Below are 20,602 nucleotides of genomic sequence, written 5' to 3'. Positions count from 1 at the left end.
CGCGAGGTTGCTGGCCATGGCCAGCGACAATGAGGATTGAAAAATTGTCACATATCGGCCGCTACTTCAACACCCTGGAACTGCTGCTTTCCCATCCAGACGGTCTCGCCCTGTCCGAAATCAGCGAGCAGACCCAAGTCGCCATGGCCACGGCCCACCGCATATTGAGCGCGCTTCGAGAACGAGGCTACGTCTACCAGGACGAACAGGATCACTACCGCCTGACGCTGAAGATCCCCAGCATGGGCGCGAACTACATCACTGAAACGGGCTTCGCCAGGATCATGCAACCCTTGCTGGACGATCTGGCCAGCGAAACCGGCGAGCACGTTCGGCTGGCGGAGGTTGCCGAGGATCATCTGACCTGGGTACTACAGGCCACGAAAAATACCAGAGGTCTTCAGTACCGCCGCGCCCTGGATGAAAAAATCATTCCTCACACAACTGCGGCGGGCAAAGCGTGGCTTTCCACCATGCACGAAGAGCGCGCCATGCGAATTCTTACCGCCTGGGACATCGAGAACACCCGAGACTACGCAGGGCCCAATGCACGGGTTTCGATTCGCGACATCCTTGATGACATCGCCTTGATCCGCAAAGAGGGGCACGCGGTCGTTCGCGAAGAAGGTGAAGTGGGCGTGTGTGTCGTGGCGGTAGCCATATTCGACATCTCACGGCCAGACAGCTCGGTCCCGGTGGCCACCCTGAGCATCGCCGGCCCCATCGCACGCATGCGAGAGGAAACCCTCGGCGCTCATATAGAAAGCTTGAAACGCTCAGCCATCAAGGTGGGCGAGCACTGGGCACTCTGGACCTCGGTCAGTGGGAAGGATTCACTGCCTGCGCGGTAGCACCGAGCTTACCGTCGCGACCATCAACAGCCCCAACAGGCCTTAGCCCGCAGAACGCTTATGATCGCGCGCGGGCCTGTTGCTGGTGACAACGCTGCCGCTTGGACCTGGGGCTAGTGCAAGCCTCAGGGCCACTGGAGCAGTCAGGTCGCAGGCTGTAACGACACGCGACCGAAAGGTGATTACGGAATTGCCCAACCCTTGGCACGAAGATCCTGCACGCCCTTGTTCAGCTCATACAAAGCGTTTTCTTCACGGATGATTTCGAGTACGCAGTTTTCAATACCGCAGGTCGCCTGAACAGCGTCGCCCAATCCGACGAAGTCCACGACACCGGTACCGACCGGATCATGCCCCCACACATCCATACCGGTGTCGGACACATGCACAAAGTCGATCGCGGCATGGTAAGCCAGCAGGCTCGCTACCGGGTCTTCACCTATGTAAGCGGCATTGGCGATGTCGTAGACGACCTTGACCACATCGTCATTGAGGGTGCCTACAACCTCTGCCAGTTCCGGCATGGTGGGGGTAAAGCAATACGGGGTATTTTCCAGCAGCAAGCGTACGCCAGCCTGCTTCGCCATCGGAATCAGGACTGCCAGGCTTTCGTACATCCAATCGTAGGTCTTTTCAAGCGGCGGGGAAATCATGGGACGCCTGGTACCGGGAGATATCACCACTTCCTGAGTACCCCAAGCTGCGGCCAGGTCAATCACCGACTTGATGTGCTCGATGCTCTTCTGGCGCATGTTTGCGGCGGGACTGGCCAGATTAATGTCATAGCCGCCGGCGTTGAGGGACCTGATCTTTGCGTCGTACTCATGAAGACGCACGCTTACGCTAGAACGTTCTGCCGTCGAGATTTCTACCGGCCAGCAATGTGGTGAGCTGACGGGTACTTCAAACACGCGATGCCCGTGCTCGGCCAGCTGCGCAATTGCATCAATTGCCTTGGATGACCATAGATAGGAGAACGTGCTGATGATCATATCGAAACATCCTTTCAGTTGAGTATTCGCTGGAGTGAAAACGGCCATTCGTATTATGGATTTTGTACCTGGACCACTATCGCTAGCGGGAAGACGCGACGATGGATGGATCTGGACCGTCATGACCACTGCACTGGCAAGGGTATCTGACGACGAAAAAAACGATATCGGAATCAAATTCCATTGTCAATTTGATTGCAAAGTGAAATCTATTTTCGTATTTTACGAACCTCTTTTACTTCAATGTCTAACTATAAGAAGGAGTACCCAATGAGAGCTTTGGTCAGTGGCGGTAGTAGCGGTATCGGTGCGTCTGCATGCTTGAGGATCGCGGAGGCGGCCCTTGCCCGGGGCTTGCAGCCGAAAATTGCGGTATGCGGACACACACTCACGACTACGCAGGAAGAAGTCGTTCAATCCATCAAGGCCATGGGCGGTATCGCCATCGCATTGTCCGGAGATCTCGGCAACCCTGAGGTGCCGAGCCAGTTGGTGGCGGCTGCAGTAGCGGAGTTCGGCGGGCTCGACGCGTTGGTGGCGAATGCCGGCATCGCCAGCCCTGGCGCGATCTGTGATTTGTCCGTCGAGGACTGGGACGATATGTTCTCGGTCAATCTTCGCGGCGCCTGGCTGCTGGCCAAAGCCAGCTACCCGTACCTACGCGAGAGCAGAGGCTCGGCGTGCTTTACCTCGTCGATGTCTGGCCAGCTTCCCCATGCCGGCTCCGGCGCGTACAGCCCCACCAAGGCAGCATTGACAATGCTGGCCCAGACGCTCGCGCTGGAGTGGGCTCCTGACGGAATCCGTGTCAACGTGGTGTCCCCAGGCATGACCCATACGCCGATGTCGGAAAAAATGTATGCCGCCCCCCAGATCAAGAAAGCACGGGAAGCAATCATTCCGCTGGCGAGAATCGGCGAGCCCGTGGATATCGCGAACGTGATCGAATTTCTCGTCAGCCCCTTATCGGCCTATGTCACGGGACAGGATATATGTGTCGATGGTGGCTTCTCCAAATCGATACTGAGTCATATTCCGGGGCGACCAAGCTCCAAATCATAAGCACAGTTGCTTTAGAGTGAGTTCAGCACTCAGCTCGGAGGGGTGAGTTGAGTGTAAGCGAGGCCGTACGGGCTTAGGCTTAAGTGTTACGTGCGGCTTCAACCGGCTCCAGCACCCTTTGCGTGCTTACACCTTTACTGAGACAGCTCAACGATTTAACGGATACCCCTAACATCGGGGTTACTCACTCATATCGTTTCAGTACCCGAACTATCTTGGCTCTCAGGCCATGCCGACATCGCGACATCAATGAGGCCGCCAAGTACCTGGTTAGTCGCCCCGACTGAAGGCAGATTTACCACAGCCTGCAGTATTCCGAAGTAATACCAAGCCAGTAGATCCAAATCGACATGCTGCCCTATCTCACCCTCCAACTGACCATGAGTCAAAATATCCACAAAAATCTGTCGCTGCTGACAAGCCGCAAAATTCGCGGTTTTCTTTCCTGTGGCAGTGAGGTCTTCTTGCTCAGCGTTACTGCGAGATATCAGGCAACCAGGCGGACGCTCCACGCCAAATTCCTTCGGAAGAAACTCTCGTAGCAGCGCTTCTATGCTCGCCCTGGAGGTCTGTGCCCGGGTCGATCTCATTCGCGTTAATACACGGTCGGTATATAGCTGAAGCGACTCGTTGAAGAGCCCATCCTTATCATGGAACCGCTGGTACAGGCTTGATCGAGACAACCCCGTTGCCTCAGTCAGATCGCTGACCGATGCGTTTGCGTACCCATGCCGCCAGAAAACAGCCGTCGCCGCCTTCAGGACTGCACTTTCGTCATATTGCGGTTTACCGCTCATAAATCCTCCGTTGACAACATGGAACGATCAGACCAGGATATTTGGACTGATCGTTCCACAATATAGGAAGATTTCATCATGCTCAATCAATCGACCAATCGGAAGCAACCACTGAGCATCGCCGTTGCCGGCGCGACGGGCCGCGTAGGCAGGCGATTGATCAGTCAGTTAGCGCAAGACCCAGTCACCCTACTGGCGCTCACACGGCAAAAATCAGCTACCGCTTTTGCCCCAGGGGTGGTCGCTGCCGAGTTGGATTTTGATCAGCCGGCAACGCTCAGAAAAGCGCTTGTGGGTGTCGAGAAACTGTTCATTGCTCACGGCACTTCACCCCAACAAGTCGCCAACGAGATTGCCCTTATTGACGCTGCCGTAGAAATGGGAGTGCAGCACATCGTAAAGCTTTCGGTCATGGGACCATCGACCCCTATCAATCCATTTGCCTGGCATTCATTGATAGAAGCCCACCTGGGTCAACAACCTATCGCCTCTACCGTATTGAGACCTACCACGTTCATGGACGTGCTCAAGCGTGCTGGCAACGCTGTTGCAACGGGCACTTGGGCAGGCGCCGCAGGCCATGGACGTGTGAACCTGATAGACACTCGAGATGTAGCGGACTCGGCGCGCATAGCATTACTGGAGGAAGTAGCAGAAGGCTCACAACGTGCGTATCACCTGACTGGGCCGCGAAACTGGACAATGCCGCAAGTTGCCGAGGAATTATCCAGTCTGTTAGGCCACACAGTCGCCTATACCCATCGGTCTCCAGCCGCACAGCATTCAGCGCTAGTTGCCGATGGATTCTCCCCGTTTGTAGCCGAGATTCTCGTGGGGCTTGATCGCATCTTCCATGATTCCATACTGACAGAACGAACCTTTACCGTTGAAGACCTCACGGGTACCCCACCGCGTTCGCTGTCCGCCTGGCTCCGTGAAAACCTTGAGGCCTTCAAGAAATAAGAACTACCGAGCATTAGAACTCGATAGCAGACGCACACCTTTTAAATCTCAAACTAGAGGTTGCTGTTCATGAGAGCATTCAAACATCCGGAAGCCAGGGAGTTCATCCTTGAGCGTGTTCTCTATGCGTTAAGCATCAGTCAGCACAGAAAAACTCGCTGATCTTCCAAGGTGGAAGATGGGAGTAACCTCATTTTTTCAAAGCCGCTTCGCCTTCGCCAGCTCAGCGATCAGAAAATCCCTGAACGCCGAAACCGCCGCCGGTAGATTGCGCCCAGCCATGCTTTGCAGTTCGATGCGCCGCGCCTGCATGCCTTCATCAAGGATCGGCAAGCATTGCAACTGCTTGTCCGCCACCTGTTGGTGCAAGGTCATTTCGCTGGCCAGGCTGATGCCTCCCTCTTCACGGACGAAACTGTAGAGCGCGGCAACGTAATTGGTGGTCAATACCGGGTCGAACAACAACCCCTGGACGCCGCAACAGATGTCGAACAGTTGCCGTATCGTAGTGTCGGCCTTGGGTAACGCAATGGGCCAGGGTTGCAACTCGGCGAGGTTGACAGACTCCCGCCCGGCCAAGGGATGGGCATTGGAGACCACGGCAAAAATCGCCCCGCTCAGGACATGTTCGACCTTGATTTCCTTTTGCGGCGTCAGGCTGAACGTCATCGCCAGGTCGGCTTCACCGGAGCGAACCTTCTCGGTCGCTTCAGCGGGCGCACAGACCTCCAGCGTAAAATGAATGCCCTGATACTCACGCCTGAACGCGCTGATGCTCCTGGGCATGTATTCCAGGGCAAATCCTTCCGAACAAGCAACATGCACATGGCCGCGTTGCAAGCCATGCAACTCGGTAATTTCCAGCACCACCTGCTCGGCCTCAAGCTGCGACTTGCGCGCATACGCCGCCAGTCGCGCCCCCGCCTCGCTGAGCACCATGCCGCGGGCACGACGCTCAAACAGGCTGGCATCCAGGGCCAACTCAAGCTTGGAAATTTGCCGGCTCACCGCTGATGCCGCCACATTCAGCCGCATTGAGGCCTCGCTGATCGATCCGCATCGGGCGACTTCAAGAAAATAGCGCAGTGCCGTGGACTGCACGCCATACAGCTGCATCGGAGCCTCCAAGGATTGCCTTTTCGGCAAAGGAAGTATCGAAATATTGTGCTTGCGGCATTGATAGCCCTTCCCTACATTCGTGTCCAGACCAAAAAAAACAGCGCCCGACCTTTTCCTCCTCCTTCTACGCATTTGCGATTCGCTGCCCTTTGATTCAACCACTCTCGCCAACGGAGACGACGGCATGGGCATCAAAGGTTTCGCCTGCAGTATCGCGCTGATGGGCCTTATCAGCAGCTTTCCGGCACATGCCGGCAAAGCCAACGACACCCTGGTTTACGCTTCCGACAGCGAGCCTGAAAACATCAGCCCCTATCACAACGATTTACGCGAAGGCGTGATTCTCGGCCGACTGATCTGGGACAACCTGATCTACCGCGATCCCAAAAGCGGCGAATACAAACCCATGCTGGCCACCAGCTGGAAGCAGGTCGACGACACCACCCTCGACTTTGAGCTGCGCAAGGGCGTCAAATTTCACAACGGCGACGCCTTCACCGCCGACGACGTGGTGTTCACCCTCAACTACGTGGTATCGCCCGAAGCGAAAGTCGTTACCGTGCAAAACGTAGACTGGATCAAGGGCGCCGAAAAAACCGGTGACTACAGCGTCCGCCTGTATTTGAAGAAGCCTTTCCCGCCGGCACTGGAATACCTGTCCAACGCCGTTCCGATGTTTCCCAAGCAGTACTTCGAGAAGGTCGGCCTGGCCGAATTCAGTCGCAAGCCCATTGGCACCGGGCCGTATAAAGCCGTGTCGGTGGTGGCCGGCGAAGGCGTGACCATGGAGATCAACAAGGACTACTTCCCGGACAGCCCACAAGGCAAGCCCCACATCAGCCACCTCAAGTTCCGCGTGATCCCGGATGCAGAAACCCGTCTGGCCGAGTTGATGACCGACGGTGTCGACTGGACCTGGCGTGTGACCTCGGATCAGGCGGTCGACCTCAAGGGTATGCCGAACCTGACCGTGACCAGTGGCGAAACCATGCGCATCGGTTTCCTGATTCTTGATGCACGGGGCACCTCCACTGAAAACTCACCGATGAAGAACCTCAAGGTGCGCCAGGCCATCAACCATGCGATCAACCGCAATGCGCTGGCCACGCAATTGGTGGGGGGCGAAGCCAAGCCCTTGCAGGTTGCCTGCTATCCCGGCCAGTTCGGTTGCGATACCACTGCGGCCACGGTCTACGACTATGACCCCGCCAAGGCCAAGGCGCTGCTCGCCGAAGCTGGTTACCCAAATGGCTTCGAGACAGAAATCTTCGCTTATCGCGACCGTGATTACGTCGAAGCCATCATCGGCAACCTGCGCGCAGTGGGCATCAACGCCAAGCTGCGCTACCTGAAGTACGCCGCCCTGCGCGATCAGCAACGTGGCGGCAAGGTGCCCATGTCGTTTCAGGCCTGGGGCTCGTTCTCGATCCTCGACACCTCGGCGTCGGCCGGTACCTGGTTCAAAGGCAATCCGGACGACAATATCAAGGACCCACAAGTCCAGGGCTGGTTGCAGACCGCCGACAATGCCCTCGACCCGCAAGTGCGCAAGGACAACTACCGCAAGGCCTTGCAGCGCATCAGCGAGCAGGCCTACTGGGCGCCGCTGTTCAACTACTCGATGAACTACGCCTACACCTCGGAACTCGCGTTCACACCGTACCCGGATGAGCTGCCGCGTTTCGTCGAGTCCACGTGGAAGTAATACGTAACCGGGCGCACGGACTCTCGTGCGCCACGGACACGTCCTCACACTTGTCATCCATTGGATATGAGGAAACTTGCCATGCTTGGATTCCTTCTGCGCCGCCTGGGCATTGCCATTTGCGTTGCCATTACCGTGTCGGTGATCAGCTTTTCTCTTTTGCACCTGTCCGGCGACCTCGCCACTGCCATTGGCGGACCGGAAGCCACCAGCGAACAGATCGAACAGATTCGCGTGCAGTACGGCTTGAACAAACCGCTGCCGACCCAGTACTTCAACTGGCTGGGCGATTTGCTGCGGCTGGACCTGGGCAACTCGTTTTTCTTTCAGGAATCGGTCTACAACCTCGTCGCCAGCCGCTTGCCGATTACCCTGGGGCTAGGTGCCATGGCGCTGGGGATCGCCTTGCTGGTGGCCATTCCACTGGGCGTGCTGGCCGCCGTCAAACGCGACACCTGGGTTGACCGGCTGGCCTTGAGCATCGCGGTGCTGGGTCAGGCGATGCCAAGTTTCTGGTTTGCGCTGATGCTGATCGTGGTGTTCGCAGTGACGCTCAAGTGGCTGCCGGTGTCCGGCAATTCGACCCTGCTGCACTTCGTCATGCCGGCCATTGCCCTGGGCTACTACGCGACGCCGGCAATCATGCGTCTGACCCGCGCCGGCATGCTTGATGTGCTCAGTTCCGATTACATCCGCACCGCCCGCGCCAAGGGCCTGCGCCCTGCCCGCGTGCTGTTCAAGCATGCACTGCGCAACGCGCTGATTCCGGTCGTCGCGCTGGCGGCGGTGGAGTTCGGCTTCATGCTCGGCGGCTCGGTGGTGATCGAAACCGTATTCTCCCTGCAGGGCATCGGGCAACTTGCTTGGGACGCCATCGCCCGTGATGACTTTCCGGTGGTACAGGCCGTGGTCCTGTTGATTGCGGTGATCTACATCATCCTCACGTTGCTGGCCGATGTGCTCAACGCACTGCTCGACCCGCGTATTCGCGTGCGCTAGGAGGCCTACATGAGCACCCCCACTACTCTTGCGATCAATGACTACCTGCCACCACCGAGCAGCCTGAGCCGAGTACTTGGCAAGAGCTTGCGGCATCGGGGTTTCGCCATCGGCGCGGTGTTGTTGCTGATTATCTTCGCAGGTGCACTGTTCGCGCCGTGGCTGGCACCTTACGACCCTTATGCGCAAGACGTGATGCTGCGCATGAAACCACCGGTATGGATGGCCAACGGCACCTGGGAATACGTGCTCGGCACCGACAAGCTGGGCCGTGACTACCTGTCGAGGCTGCTCTACGGCGCACGTATTTCGCTGTTCATCGGCATTGCAGCGGCGCTGATTTCCGGCTTTATCGGCACGCTCATGGGGCTGTTGGCGGGCTACTACGGCGGCAAGGTCGATGGGTTTATCAGCTACCTGATCACCACCCGGCTGGCGATGCCGGTGGTGATGGTCGCGCTGGCCTCGGCCTCGTTGATGGGCGGCTCACTGAAAGTGGTGATCGTGCTGCTCGGCTGCCTGTTATGGGATCGCTTCGCGGTGGTGGTCAGGGCCTCGGTGCAACAGATTCGCGATGCTGAATATGTGGCGTCGGCCCAGGCGCTCGGCTGCTCGACCCTGCGCATTCTGGTCAGTGAAATCCTGCCCAATCTGGTCGGCGCACTGATCGTCGTCGCGACGCTGGAAATGGCCCACGCGATCCTGCTGGAGTCGGCCCTCTCGTTCCTCGGGGTTGGCGTGCAGCCACCGACGCCGTCCTGGGGCCTGATGATCGCGGAAGGCAAGCCCTACATGTTCTTTTCCCCGTGGGTCATCGCCATTCCCGGCGTCGCCCTGATGATTCTGGTGCTGGGCATCAACCTCGTCGGCGATGGCCTGCGCGATCTGATCCTGCCCGACGGCCGTAACTGATAGACCGCCGTAACTGATAGAGGGAACCGAACATGGCACTACTCCATGTAGAAAACCTGCGCGTGGACATCCCCATGGGCAACAGCCCGACGCCGGATGACATGCTGCATGCCGTACGCGGCCTGAGTTTTGAAGTCGAGCGCGGTGAAATGCTGTGCATCGTCGGGGAATCCGGCTGCGGCAAATCCCTGACCTCGCTGGCGTTGATGGACCTGTTGCCACGCAAGGCAAAACGCACCGCGTCCCGGCTGACGCTGGACGGCATCGACATGCTCGGCCAGAGCGAGCGGCGCATGTGCGACCTGCGCGGCAACCGCCTGGCGATGATCTTCCAGGAGCCGATGACCTCGCTGAACCCGGCCTACAGCATTGGCGATCAACTCAGCGAGGTACTGACCCAGCATCGCAAGGTCTCACGCAAGGAGGCCCTGGCGCGCGCCGCGCAGATGCTGGAGAAGGTCGGGATCAGCAATGCCACCGAGCGCCTGCGCCAGTATCCGCATCAACTTTCCGGCGGGCTGCGCCAGCGAGTGATCATCGCCATGGCGTTGATGTGCGAACCGGACCTGATCATCGCTGATGAGCCCACCACGGCCCTGGACGTAACCATTCAAGCGCAGATCCTGCGCTTGATCCGCGACATCCAGAAAGAACTCGGCCTGGCGGTGATCTTCATCACCCACGACCTTGGGCTGGTGGCACGAATCGCCGACCGGGTCGCCGTGATGTATGCCGGGGAAATCGTCGAAACCGCCCCTGCCCTGCAACTGTTCGAGAATCCGCAGCATCCGTACACCCGGGGTCTGCTGGCGAGTATTCCAATCCCTGGCCGGACCAAACCGGGTGAGGCGCTGGGTTCGATTCCAGGCCTGGTGCCGAGTCTGGTCGGCGAACAGCAAGGGTGTGCGTTCCGCAATCGTTGCGGTCAGGCGATCCCGGCCTGCGCGCAACACATCCCCGAAGTCGAACAGGACGGGCACATGGCGCGCTGCCTGTTCGCTGCCCCGGCCCCGGCACCGATTCGCCTTCAGGAGCGTGCAAGGTCATGAAAAAAGACATCGCTTTGGAGCTGTGTGACATCCGCCGTGAGTTTCGGATCAACCAGGGCTTTTTCAAACCCGCCGCCACCCTGAAGGCCGTGGATGGTGTTTCCCTGCGCCTGATGCGTGGCGAGACCCTCGGTCTGGTGGGCGAGTCCGGTTGCGGCAAAAGTACCCTGGCCAAGATGCTGCTCGGTCTGTTGCCGCCCACCAGCGGCGACGTGTTGGTCAATGGCAAACACCTGGCGGCGACTGATCGCAAGGAAATGTCCCGGCATATCCAGCCGATTTTCCAGGACCCGTATTCCTCGCTGAATCCACGCAAGACCCTGCGCGAAATCGTTACCCTGCCGCTGATCGTGCATGACATCGGCAGTACCGCCGAGCGCCGCAGGAAGACCGAAGCGATGCTTGATGTGGTCGGCCTGCCCAAGCGAGTGATCGACAGCTACCCGAGCCAGCTGTCCGGCGGGCAACGCCAGCGGGTGGCGATTGCCCGGGCGCTGATCATGCGCCCTGACGTGTTGATCTGCGACGAGCCCACCTCAGCGCTGGACGTGTCGGTGCAGGCGCAGATTCTCAACCTGCTGCCGGACCTCAAGCGTGAATTCGGCCTGACCTATCTGCTGATCAGCCATAACCTGGCGGTCATCGAACACCTCGCCGACCGGGTCGCCGTGATGTACCTGGGGCGCATCGTCGAAGAACGCACGCGCGAATCGTTGTTCGCTCAACCCGGTCACCCATATACCCGCGCCTTGCTGGATTCGGTGCTCACGCCCGATCCGCGCCTGGGCATTCCCGAGATCGGCCTGCACGGCACCTTCCCCAACCCCATGTCACCGCCGTCCGGCTGCGCTTTCCATCCGCGCTGCCCGAGCTGCTTCGCCCCCTGCAAAACGGCCTACCCGGCCAATGGTCCGCTTATCGGCGGCAACGTGCGTTGCCACATTCACGACACTTCTGCCCAAACACTGGAGCTTGTCCACTCATGAGTCGTTCACTGGCTATCAGCAACACCACAGCGCAATTCGACAACGGCGAATTCTTCAATCTGCTCCAACGCAGCGTCGCCCTGCACACCGAAAGCCAGGCAGCAGACAGCCAGCCCGAGCTGTATCGCTACCTCAATGAGTTCATCACCCCGCATGTCGAGGCGATGGGTTTCAGCGTCAAGATCTATGACAACCCGGTGGCCGAGCGCGGCCCCTTCATGATCGCCACGCGCATTGAACACCCGGACCTGCCGACCGTGCTCAGCTACGGCCACGGTGATGTGGTGCGCGGCTATGAGGCGCAATGGCGCGAAGGCCTGTCGCCGTGGTACGTCATTGCCGAAGGCGATCGCTGGTACGGCCGCGGCACGGCGGATAACAAAGGCCAGCACCTGATCAACCTGACTGCGCTGGAACAAACGCTCAAGGCGCGCGATGGCCAACTGGGTTTCAACGTCAAGCTGCTGCTGGAAATGGGCGAAGAAGAAGGCTCGCCGGGCTTGAACGCATTCTGTGCCGCCCACAGTAAAGAGCTTGCGGCGGATATTTTCATCGCCTCAGACGGCCCGCGCCTGGCGGCATCACGCCCGACGATTTTTCTCGGCTCGCGCGGGGTCTTCAATTTCGAGCTGGTGGTCGATTTACGTGAAGGCGCTCATCACTCCGGCAACTGGGGCGGGTTGCTGGCCAATCCCGGCATCATCCTGGCCAATGCCATCGCGAGCATGGTCGATGAACACGGTCGGGTGAAAGTGGCGGGCCTGATGCCCGAGACACTGCCGGAGCCGGTTCGGCAGGCGCTGGCCGATATTGCCGTGGGTGGCGGACCGGGCGATCCGGATATCGACGCCAATTGGGGTAACCCGGCGCTTTCGCTGAGCGAAAAGGTGTTCGGCTGGAACACCCTCGACGTCATCGCCTTCAAGACCGGCAACCCAGACGCCCCGGTGCATGCGATTCCCGGCAAGGCTAACGCCCACTGCCATATCCGCTTCGTGGTCGACAGCGACTACACGACCTTTATCCCGGCAGTACGTACCCACCTGGATGCGCATGGCTTCAGCAATGTCGAGGTCAAGCAAAGCCGCATCGATGTGATGCATGCCACTCGGCTGGACCCGCAGAGCCCTTGGGTCGATTGGGCGCTCGGCTCCCTGGCACAGACCACCGGCAAAAAACCTGCGCTGCTGCCAAACCTCGGTGGTTCGCTGCCCAACGACGTGTTCGCGGACGTGCTCGGCCTGCCGACATTGTGGGTGCCGCACTCGTACCCAGCCTGTTCACAACATGCGCCGAACGAGCACTTGCTGGCGCCGGTGGTCAAGGAAAGCCTGCAAATCATGGCCGGGCTGTTCTGGGACCTGGGCAACGACGCGGCACGCCTGACCCGGGAGCATCAGTTACGGGAGCAGGCGCAATGAGCGCCACGCCACAACAGGCCCTGGACTGGCTTGCCGACCAGCACCAAGCCATGGAAGCGCTGCTGCGGCGCATCGTCGACACCGACTCCAACAGCTATGACAAGGCGGGTGTCGACGCCGTGGGCGCGCTGCTCGCGGCTGAACTGGAGGCCGACGGCATCCTGCTCAAGCGCATACCGGTCGAGTGTTTTGGTGACGTGCTGCTCGCCGAAGTGCCAGGCGATTCTGGAAAACCGGTGCTGTTGCTGGGCCATCGCGACACGGTCTTCCCCAAGGGCACCACCACGACTCGCGGCTACAGCCGCGACGCCAACCTCGCCTACGGCCCCGGCGTCGCCGACATGAAAGGCGGCCTGGTGCTCAATTGCTTCGCGCTCAAAGCACTCAAGCGCGCCGGCCGGTTGCCCTATCCGGTGCAGGTCCTGTACACCGGCGACGAAGAAATCGGCTCCGGCAGCGCCAGGCCCCATATCGAAAACGCCGCCCGTGCCGCCCGCGCCGTGCTCAATACCGAACCCGGCCGGGCCAGCGGCAACGTGGTCAGCGCACGCAAAGGCGGGGCCACGCTGATCATCGAAGTCAGCGGCCGCGCGGCGCATGCCGGGGTCAACCATGCCGACGGGGCCAGCGCCATCGAGGCCCTGGCACGCAAGATCGTCAAGCTGCATGCCTTGACCGATTACCCGGCCGGCATCACCACTAACGTTGGGCTGATATCCGGTGGTACGTCGAGCAATACCGTCGCGCCCAGCGCCTGCGCGCGGCTGGACGTGCGCTTCATCGAACTCAAGCACTGGGATCGGATCTTCAGCGCAATCCAGGCCATCGTCGCCGAAGAAGAACTGATCGGCACCCGCGCCGTCCTCAAGGAAGCGACGACCTTTCTACCGATGGAAGCACGCCACAGCGAACGACTGCTGCACCTCTACCAACAAAAAGCACTGGCACTGGGTTTCAGCGTCGAAGGCGAATTCACCGGCGGTTGCGCCGACTCCGGCTTTACCGCGAGCCTGGGCGTTCCAACCCTGTGCGGGCTCGGCCCAGTGGGCGGCAAGGTCCACACCGATCGTGAATACCTGGAGCTGGACACCCTGGTACCTCGCGCCCTGGCCCTGGTGGCGACCATTCTGGCGGTCGGCGACAGCGTTTGAGGTCATGGTTTTCTACGCGTCGCCGAGGTCAGGGTATCCGACAGGTTCACAGGCAGCTCCTGGCGCTGTCGGGTATCGTTTCAAGGTGACGGGAATGGCTCACTCGGGCGAAGTTTTTGACCTGTTCTACTGCTGCAATCACCGAACATTCGGCCGACCCGTCTGGCGCTATGGAGTAGAGGCATCGCTTACCCATGGAAAGGCTATGCAATACACGTTCATCCAGTTCACCGAGCACGACAAAAGAACAGTCACTCCTGGTCACTTGCACATCAACGCGCTTGCCAGGCACGGTGTCCACATCATCGACATGGAGCAGCGCAACATTGTCAAAACAGCTGAACCCTTGATGAATCAAGTCAATATGAGCGCTATCAAGTCCGCACACGATGACCACGATGCGCGTGCAACTTGATGGCTCGCGCATCCACCTCATTGCGTTGGGACGACAATCGACAGTTTGGCTCATAAGCGATGCCTTTATGGTTCCAACCGGCGAATGGACCAGGTCATTGGTTAAATGACGCCGCGTGCCTGCAACACGCTTTTCGCCAGGCTTCGGGTCGCCGCTAACACCGCCTCCACCTGTTGATCCATCTGCGCAGTGGAGGAAGCTATTGTTCCAAGTTCGACCACGCGCAACGGATGACCAAAGACGGACCCCAGCCACGTCATGCCGGAATCCGTGCCCATTTCGACATCCAGTAAAAAGCTGCCGTGGGAGACGCCGCGCAACAGTTGACTGGCATGGCACGCGTAGGCCCCGTCGGACGGCTCCGGGCTGGACCCGACCTGCAACCAATCGAGCCTCAAAGCCTCGGACTGTTTGACGGCTAGATAAGCCACCTGGTCCCACTCATCTATCGCCACATGCAGCTTGTCGATCATGTACGGGGGCAACGCGGCGCTGGTAACGATCACTACTCCGGCATCCGCCGAAGGCTCCTTGATCCAGACTGCGGATTGCGTTATCGCATGCATGGCGGTACTCCCGGCGGTTGGATAGGAGCAACGTGCTCCGGGTGGCGATTCGACGATGGGATCGTGACATTCAATATTGATGCCGACTCACCCATCGCTTCGTGAGCTCCCTGGTTATTGGCGTTAATCAGCCATTGCGAAACAGGAAGCTGTAGGCATTCAGCGCAGGCGCCCCACCCAAGTGCGCATACAGCACTTTGGAGCCTTCGGGGAACTCACCACGGCGGACCATTTCAATCATCCCGTGCATGGATTTGCCCTCGTACACTGGATCGGTCAGCACACCTTCCAGGCTCCCGCACAAACGAATGGCTTCCAGCGTGCCTTCGTTGGGCAAACCGTATTCCGGGTAGGCAAAACGTGTATCGAGCACCACATCGTCTTCGGTGATCTCACGGCCCAGTTCCACCAACTCTGCGGTGTGCCGGGCGATACGCAGGATCTGTGCCTTGGTTTGCTCCGGCTTGGCCGAGGCATCAATGCCGATAACGTTCTTCGAACGGCCGTCCGCGGCGAAACCGACGACCATGCCGGCCTGGGTACTGCCGGTCACAGAGCAGACCACGATGTAGTCGAACGTGAACCCCAGTTGTTTTTCCTGCTCTCGTACTTCCTCGGCAAAGCCGACGAACCCAAGGCCGCCGTAGGGATGTTCGGAACAACCCGCCGGTATCGGGAACGGCTTGCCACCCCGCGCCACCACATCGTCCATGGCCTTCTCCCAGCTGGGCCGAATGCCGATATCGAACCCGGCGGCGTCCAGTCGTACCTCGGCGCCCATGATGCGAGACATTTCGATATTGCCAACGCGGTCATACACCGCATCGGAGTAGTTCACCCAGTTTTCCTGCACCAGCACGCACTTCATGCCCAGGTGAGCGGCAACGGCGGCCACCTGGCGAGTCTGGTTCGACTGGATGCCGCCGATGGAAACCAAGGTATCGCAGCCTTGCTCGAGCGCTTCGGGAATCAAATATTCGAGCTTGCGCGTTTTGTTCCCGCCGAAGGCCAGGCCACTGTTGCAGTCTTCACGTTTGGCATACAGCTCGACCTTGCCACCCAAGTGTTCACTGAGGCGCTTCAAGGGCGTGATGGGAGAAGGACCGAAGGTCAACGGATAACGTTTAAAACGATTCAGGTTCATGACGCGGCTCCTTGATTACTGGACATCAAAGCGCCAGACCGAAAGGCAAAGGTTGCCTTCCAGGTTCTTTCAGGCGGGCTTCGATGAGTTCAATATTAAGAAGATTTCCAAAAAGATGTGTTGCAAACTTCTAGCACTTGAAGAACTATAATTTCTCGCTATAAATAGCGAACATACTTTAATTGCGAACAAACAGTCATGAACGCAACAAACACTCGCAAGAAGCCAAGCGTATCAGCCCCGGTGCCGCAGCCGCTGGATCGAACCGACCGCGCCATTCTCAAGGCCCTGCAACGAGATGCCTCCATCTCCAATGTGGCGCTGGCAGAGAAGGTGAAATTGAGTGCACCGGCGTGCCTCAGGCGCGTCGAGCGGCTCAAGCAAGCCGGCCTGATCAAAGGCATAGTCGCGCTGCTCGACAATGTCGCGCTGGATGCGGGGATGGTGGTGTTGATCGGCGTGGTGCTGGACCGCTCCACACCGGAATCCTTCGCCGCATTCGAGGCAGCCGCACAAAAAGTGTCCGGCTGCATGGAGTGCCATGTGGTGACCGGGGAGTTCGACTACTTCATGTTGATACGAACCAAGGACAGCAACAGCTTCAACCGGCTCCACGCGGAACAGTTGCTTTACCTGCCTGGGGTTCGCCAGATTCGATCGTTCATGGGCTTGCGTCAGGTCTTGTCGACCACCCACATTCCCCTTTGAAGCGTCGCTAGTCGAGCAGTCCGCCCTGCTCCCGTACGTGCTTGATGTCTCTCGAGGGCGGGGCTCCGAAACGCCGGGCATATTCACGGCTGAATTGAGCGACACTTTCATAGCCGACGCGCAACGCGGCGGTGTTCACGTCAACACGATCGGTCAACATCAGGCTGCGTGCGGCTTGCAGCCGTAACGCCTTTTGATACTGGACAGGGCTGGTGCCTGTCAGCTTGCGAAAACTGTGATGCAGCGTAGAGCTGGCCATTCCTGATCGTTCGGCGAGATCGGCCACGTGCAGCGGTTTGTCGTAGTGATGTTTCAGCCATTCAATGGCTCTCACGATGCCCTTGTCTCGGTAACCGTCGCGGGTGACGCTGCGCAACCACTGCCCTGCACCACTTAACAACAGCCGAACGCATATTTCCCGCTTGATCAGATCCGACATCAAGCCTGCTTCAAGCGGCCGTTCGATCAGCGTAGCGAGTCGAGCGAATGCATCGAGCATCTCACTCGACGCCGCGCCGGATACGAAGCCCCGTGCTTGAGTAGCCATTTCCTGCGTGGGGGGGTCCAAGGTCTGGATCACCTCGTTGAGCATGGAAAGGTTGAGCTTCAACACCACGGATAAATAGGGGGTTGCCTCGCTGGCGGCGGTAACGCGGGCCAGTGTGGGGATGTCGACCGACGTGACGAAGAACGCCCCCTGCCCGAACTCACAGGCCTCCTCGCCGAACGTGATCTCCTTCGCCCCCTGCAGAATGATGGCCACGCAAGGCTCATAAATGCAGTAAGTGGGCGTACCCAGATCAGCCATTCGATAAAAGACCAGACCTGGAATCGATGTCTTGCAGACCTCGCTCAGACCAATCTGCCGGGTGACTTTTTCGATCAGCTGCCTGAGTGCCTGGAGACGCTCGTTGGGCTGTATGGGATCGCGCAACGTCAGAGAATGCAGGTGGCCGGAACCGAACTGCGAGAAGGAACCGCTCGTCATCACATGCGCCCCTGTTTACGGAATGTTCGAGTCTGCTGAGAGTGCGTGACCAACACAAGCGCATCGGCAGGATTGTGCAAAAAATATGGCGTATTAGGGTCACCCGGCCAACCCTCGTTGTTCTAACTTCCAGTACGAATACCGGCTTCGATGATCCCGTGAAACCTCGGTCGCGAAAGGAACGTTGGATGGACAGACGAGATTTTCTTACTTACTCGGCAGTGGGTACTGTTGCAGCCGCTTTGCTGCCAGCCTCGAGTGTCGCCAGTCCGGCAGCCCCAGCGCCCTCTTTACTGACAGAGCGCGGGAGCGTGATGCGTACGGAAGGCCGGCCAGTGCGCACAGGCCTGCCCCTTAATTCACCTTCGCCTACCCTGCGATACATGACGCCTCAACGCTTTGGCATGGGCGGGACACAGATTGGCAATATCTTTGCGCCGCTCAGCGACGAGCAGGCGGGCCTGGTTCTACAGGCCGCCTGGGACGCGGGTGTAAGGCTTTACGACACGTCGCCGTTCTACGGGTTTGGTTTGAGTGAATATCGGGTAGGCCGCTTTCTGCACGGCAAAAATCCGAACGACTATGTGGTCTCCACCAAGGTAGGACGGGTTTTGACTGCTGCGGGTGGCCCGCGCGCGGACCATGCCATCTGGAAGTCACCCGCGCCCTTCAACTACCGGTATGACTACACCGCGGCAGGCGCGCGTCGCTCCGTGGAAGACAGCCTGCAGCGGCTGGGGCTGCCGCGTATCGATATCGTGTTTATCCATGACATCTCGCCCGATAACAGCGAACTGGAAGGCGGTTGGGAAGCGGCGTATCGCATTGCGCGCACAGGGGCGATGGTCGAACTTGAAAAGATGCGTGACGAGGGGCTCATCAAGGCTTGGGGCTTCGGCGTCAATACGCCGAATGCTGTGGTCCAGGCGATGGCCGGTGATGACCCGACTCCCGACATCGTGTTGCTTGCCTGCCAGTATTCCCTGCTCGAGCACGGCGATGCGTTGCGCAACACCTTTCCGGCGTTGAGCAGGAAGGGCACCAGCGTTGTGGTTGGAACACCACTGAACGATGGATTCCTGGGAGGACGCAGCCGATACAACTTCAGTTTGGATCTGCCTGCCGGAGCGGTGGAAAAGCGCGCGCGAATCATGGCGGTTGCCAAACGACATGGCATCGACATTCATACTGCCGCCCTGCAGTTCGCGGCAGCACATCCGCAAGTGTCAGCGATCATTCCGGGTGCCCGCACGCCGGGGCAGATCGTTTCCAATGTGCAGGCGATGAAGGTTGGTATCCCGGCAGCCTTTTGGGAGGAACTGAAGAGCCGGAGCCTGATCGATGCCCAAGCACCGGTCCCTTCCTGAGCAGGGTCTACGCCCGTGCAACCTGCTGATGTGGCGCTATCGTCGCTGGCCTCATTTAACCCGAAACCTATCTTCCTGGTTGCAGCAACGCTGCTGATAGCAGCCGCTTGATCTGCCTGTTCCGGTAAATAAACTGCGCACGCGTCCAACTAAAAACACTCGCCCAAGGCCGTAATAAATGAAGATACGCACGTCTTTCATGATTTTAGGCGGCCTGCTTGCGCTGTTCGGCAGTGGCTACTTACTCGCCGACACACTCGCGCTGAGCGTTCCATTGCCGGCTCCACTCCCACAGCTAAAGGTGCTGACACTCCTTATAGGTATACACCTGCTCGGCATGTGCTTCGGTCTCGGTGGGGCGACGATGCTGGACCTCTGGATCTTGCGTTGGATGCGCCGGGGCAGCCTCCCGGTTGAAATCGGACGCACCTTTCACTTCATCAGCGACGCGGTCACTATTGGACTCTGCCTCCTGTGGCTTTCAGGCTTTGGTTTCCTTGCCCTTTACGCGATGGAGTCGCCGGAAAAGTTTGAAAACCCCAAACTCTGGGCGAAAGTCATTGTGGTGATCGTCCTGACCATCAATGGAATAATCATCCACGCGCTTGTGCTGCCAGAAGCCCTACGCGACCTGAGTCGCCCCCTGCTCTTTGGCGTGTCCCGCAAAAGAGCGGCCTTGTTTCTCGCCTCCGGTGCAGTTTCGGGGGTGTCTTGGTACACGGCTTTTGCCTTCGGCATTTTTCGTGAATTAAACAACAGTGTCACCTTCACCCTGCTGGTCATCATGTGGCTTACGCTGATAGTCGCCGCCTCTCTCGCCGCAATGCTGCTCTGGTTAAACTCTGCTGCGGGAACCAGAAAACCTCCGTCGCTCAGTCATCCGACGTGAAGATAAAGACCCGCTTGGGCATTGCGTGTAACTGCAACGCTTGCCAATCACGGCAAAGCGGCCGGGTCGTCCGCACGCATAGCCTTACCTGTAGCTCGCAAGCCCGTTATGAAATCTGGCGAGAGCGTTGTTCCTCCAGAATCTTTGGCAGATTGCCTTCGATCCAGTCAACCAGGCCTTCGACATGGCGGGCTACTTCAGTTCCCATAGAGGTGAGGCTGTACTCAACGTGGGGTGGCACGACCGGATAGGATTTGCGCAGGACGAAACCATCGAGTTCCAAAAACTGGAGGGTCTGCGCAAGCATCTTTTCGCTGACGCCTCCAATCTTGCGACGCAGATCGCTGAAGCGATGCGTACCCGCGAGCAAGGCCACCAATACTAATACTCCCCAGCGGCTGCTGACGTGCTGGAGCACGACCCTCGAGGGACAATCCGGGTCGAATAATTCACCGCTGCGCAGTCGGTCGGCCACTGTTGCGGGACGGGTTGCTCCAGAGGACTCGGAATCCGGCATG

21 protein-coding genes are annotated in these 20,602 nt (G+C 58.9%); 13 read left to right on the top strand and 8 right to left on the bottom strand.

Features of this window, described 5'->3' with window-relative positions; all coding sequences use genetic code 11:
- Positions 1 to 29: 29 nt before the first annotated feature.
- Positions 30 to 851, top strand: a complete 822-nt coding sequence (locus tag NIBR502773_RS26075; protein WP_115487979.1) for an IclR family transcriptional regulator — start codon at positions 30 to 32, stop codon at positions 849 to 851.
- 182 nt (positions 852 to 1,033) lie between these two features.
- Here NIBR502773_RS26075 and NIBR502773_RS26070 read toward each other — a convergent pair whose 3' ends face one another.
- Positions 1,034 to 1,843, bottom strand: coding sequence for a sugar phosphate isomerase/epimerase (locus tag NIBR502773_RS26070; RefSeq protein ID WP_115487978.1), 810 nt, complete (start codon positions 1,841 to 1,843; stop codon positions 1,034 to 1,036).
- Positions 1,844 to 2,113: 270 nt separating this feature from the next.
- Here NIBR502773_RS26070 and NIBR502773_RS26065 point away from each other — a divergent pair, with 270 nt between their 5' ends.
- Positions 2,114 to 2,905: an SDR family NAD(P)-dependent oxidoreductase gene (locus NIBR502773_RS26065; protein ID WP_141157296.1), complete on the top strand. Its 792-nt coding sequence runs from the start codon at positions 2,114 to 2,116 to the stop codon at positions 2,903 to 2,905.
- A 188-nt stretch (positions 2,906 to 3,093) separates the two neighbouring features.
- Here NIBR502773_RS26065 and NIBR502773_RS26060 read toward each other — a convergent pair whose 3' ends face one another.
- On the bottom strand, positions 3,094 to 3,702 hold the full coding sequence (locus NIBR502773_RS26060; RefSeq protein ID WP_141157295.1) for a TetR/AcrR family transcriptional regulator: 609 nt from the start codon (positions 3,700 to 3,702) through the stop codon (positions 3,094 to 3,096).
- 78 nt (positions 3,703 to 3,780) lie between these two features.
- On the opposite strand from NIBR502773_RS26060, the gene NIBR502773_RS26055 reads away from it, so the two are divergent.
- Positions 3,781 to 4,665, top strand: coding sequence for an NmrA family NAD(P)-binding protein (locus NIBR502773_RS26055; RefSeq protein ID WP_141157294.1), 885 nt, complete (start codon positions 3,781 to 3,783; stop codon positions 4,663 to 4,665).
- A 198-nt stretch (positions 4,666 to 4,863) separates the two neighbouring features.
- Here NIBR502773_RS26055 and NIBR502773_RS26045 read toward each other — a convergent pair whose 3' ends face one another.
- The gene (locus NIBR502773_RS26045) at positions 4,864 to 5,781 is read right to left on the bottom strand and encodes a LysR substrate-binding domain-containing protein (protein WP_027603431.1); all 918 of its coding nucleotides are present in this window, start codon (positions 5,779 to 5,781) and stop codon (positions 4,864 to 4,866) included.
- A gap of 187 nt (positions 5,782 to 5,968) precedes the next feature.
- Here NIBR502773_RS26045 and NIBR502773_RS26040 point away from each other — a divergent pair, with 187 nt between their 5' ends.
- The 7 genes from NIBR502773_RS26040 (at position 5,969) to NIBR502773_RS26010 (ending at position 14,007) form a co-directional block, all read left to right on the top strand.
- On the top strand, positions 5,969 to 7,489 hold the full coding sequence (locus NIBR502773_RS26040; protein WP_027603430.1) for an ABC transporter substrate-binding protein: 1,521 nt from the start codon (positions 5,969 to 5,971) through the stop codon (positions 7,487 to 7,489).
- Positions 7,490 to 7,570: 81 nt separating this feature from the next.
- Positions 7,571 to 8,488 carry an ABC transporter permease gene (locus NIBR502773_RS26035; protein WP_024077467.1) on the top strand — a complete coding sequence of 306 codons (918 nt, stop codon included), beginning with the start codon at positions 7,571 to 7,573 and terminating at the stop codon, positions 8,486 to 8,488.
- A 9-nt stretch (positions 8,489 to 8,497) separates the two neighbouring features.
- On the top strand, positions 8,498 to 9,400 hold the full coding sequence (locus NIBR502773_RS26030; protein WP_065926124.1) for an ABC transporter permease: 903 nt from the start codon (positions 8,498 to 8,500) through the stop codon (positions 9,398 to 9,400).
- Between the two features lie 32 nt (positions 9,401 to 9,432).
- Complete coding sequence (locus NIBR502773_RS26025) at positions 9,433 to 10,449, top strand: ABC transporter ATP-binding protein (RefSeq protein WP_065939603.1); 1,017 nt, start codon at positions 9,433 to 9,435, stop codon at positions 10,447 to 10,449.
- On the top strand, positions 10,446 to 11,435 hold the full coding sequence (locus tag NIBR502773_RS26020) for an ABC transporter ATP-binding protein (protein WP_141157293.1): 990 nt from the start codon (positions 10,446 to 10,448) through the stop codon (positions 11,433 to 11,435). The genes NIBR502773_RS26025 and NIBR502773_RS26020 overlap by 4 nt, the downstream gene beginning before the upstream one ends.
- Positions 11,432 to 12,856, top strand: a complete 1,425-nt coding sequence (locus tag NIBR502773_RS26015) for a M20 family metallopeptidase (RefSeq protein ID WP_141157292.1) — start codon at positions 11,432 to 11,434, stop codon at positions 12,854 to 12,856. The genes NIBR502773_RS26020 and NIBR502773_RS26015 overlap by 4 nt, the downstream gene beginning before the upstream one ends.
- On the top strand, positions 12,853 to 14,007 hold the full coding sequence (locus tag NIBR502773_RS26010) for a M20 family metallopeptidase (RefSeq protein ID WP_115487972.1): 1,155 nt from the start codon (positions 12,853 to 12,855) through the stop codon (positions 14,005 to 14,007). The genes NIBR502773_RS26015 and NIBR502773_RS26010 overlap by 4 nt, the downstream gene beginning before the upstream one ends.
- A gap of 46 nt (positions 14,008 to 14,053) precedes the next feature.
- Here NIBR502773_RS26010 and NIBR502773_RS26005 read toward each other — a convergent pair whose 3' ends face one another.
- The 3 genes from NIBR502773_RS26005 to NIBR502773_RS25995 form a co-directional block, all read right to left on the bottom strand.
- Positions 14,054 to 14,476, bottom strand: a complete 423-nt coding sequence (locus NIBR502773_RS26005) for a hypothetical protein (RefSeq protein ID WP_141157291.1) — start codon at positions 14,474 to 14,476, stop codon at positions 14,054 to 14,056.
- A gap of 47 nt (positions 14,477 to 14,523) precedes the next feature.
- Entirely contained in the window at positions 14,524 to 14,988 is a 465-nt protein-coding gene (locus NIBR502773_RS26000; RefSeq protein WP_115487970.1) for a transketolase, read from the bottom strand.
- Between the two features lie 127 nt (positions 14,989 to 15,115).
- Positions 15,116 to 16,132, bottom strand: a complete 1,017-nt coding sequence (locus NIBR502773_RS25995; RefSeq protein ID WP_065926117.1) for a 1-aminocyclopropane-1-carboxylate deaminase — start codon at positions 16,130 to 16,132, stop codon at positions 15,116 to 15,118.
- A 198-nt stretch (positions 16,133 to 16,330) separates the two neighbouring features.
- On the opposite strand from NIBR502773_RS25995, the gene NIBR502773_RS25990 reads away from it, so the two are divergent.
- Positions 16,331 to 16,840 carry an Lrp/AsnC family transcriptional regulator gene (locus tag NIBR502773_RS25990; protein ID WP_141157290.1) on the top strand — a complete coding sequence of 170 codons (510 nt, stop codon included), beginning with the start codon at positions 16,331 to 16,333 and terminating at the stop codon, positions 16,838 to 16,840.
- A 7-nt stretch (positions 16,841 to 16,847) separates the two neighbouring features.
- Here the strand turns inward: NIBR502773_RS25990 and NIBR502773_RS25985 are convergent, their stop codons facing one another.
- On the bottom strand, positions 16,848 to 17,828 hold the full coding sequence (locus NIBR502773_RS25985) for an AraC family transcriptional regulator (protein WP_168209012.1): 981 nt from the start codon (positions 17,826 to 17,828) through the stop codon (positions 16,848 to 16,850).
- Between the two features lie 188 nt (positions 17,829 to 18,016).
- Here NIBR502773_RS25985 and NIBR502773_RS25980 point away from each other — a divergent pair, with 188 nt between their 5' ends.
- The gene (locus NIBR502773_RS25980; protein WP_141157289.1) at positions 18,017 to 19,195 is read left to right on the top strand and encodes an aldo/keto reductase; all 1,179 of its coding nucleotides are present in this window, start codon (positions 18,017 to 18,019) and stop codon (positions 19,193 to 19,195) included.
- A 178-nt stretch (positions 19,196 to 19,373) separates the two neighbouring features.
- Positions 19,374 to 20,084: a hypothetical protein gene (locus NIBR502773_RS25975; RefSeq protein ID WP_177414155.1), complete on the top strand. Its 711-nt coding sequence runs from the start codon at positions 19,374 to 19,376 to the stop codon at positions 20,082 to 20,084.
- A 106-nt stretch (positions 20,085 to 20,190) separates the two neighbouring features.
- Here NIBR502773_RS25975 and NIBR502773_RS25970 read toward each other — a convergent pair whose 3' ends face one another.
- A complete protein-coding gene (locus NIBR502773_RS25970; protein ID WP_141157288.1) occupies positions 20,191 to 20,601 on the bottom strand; it encodes a helix-turn-helix domain-containing protein in 411 nt (136 codons plus the stop codon).
- Position 20,602: the final 1 nt, after the last annotated feature.

The organism is Pseudomonas sp. NIBRBAC000502773 (assembly GCF_006517195.1).
Classification (GTDB): domain Bacteria; phylum Pseudomonadota; class Gammaproteobacteria; order Pseudomonadales; family Pseudomonadaceae; genus Aquipseudomonas; species Aquipseudomonas marginalis.
This window is presented reverse-complemented; position numbering and strand designations above follow the sequence as displayed.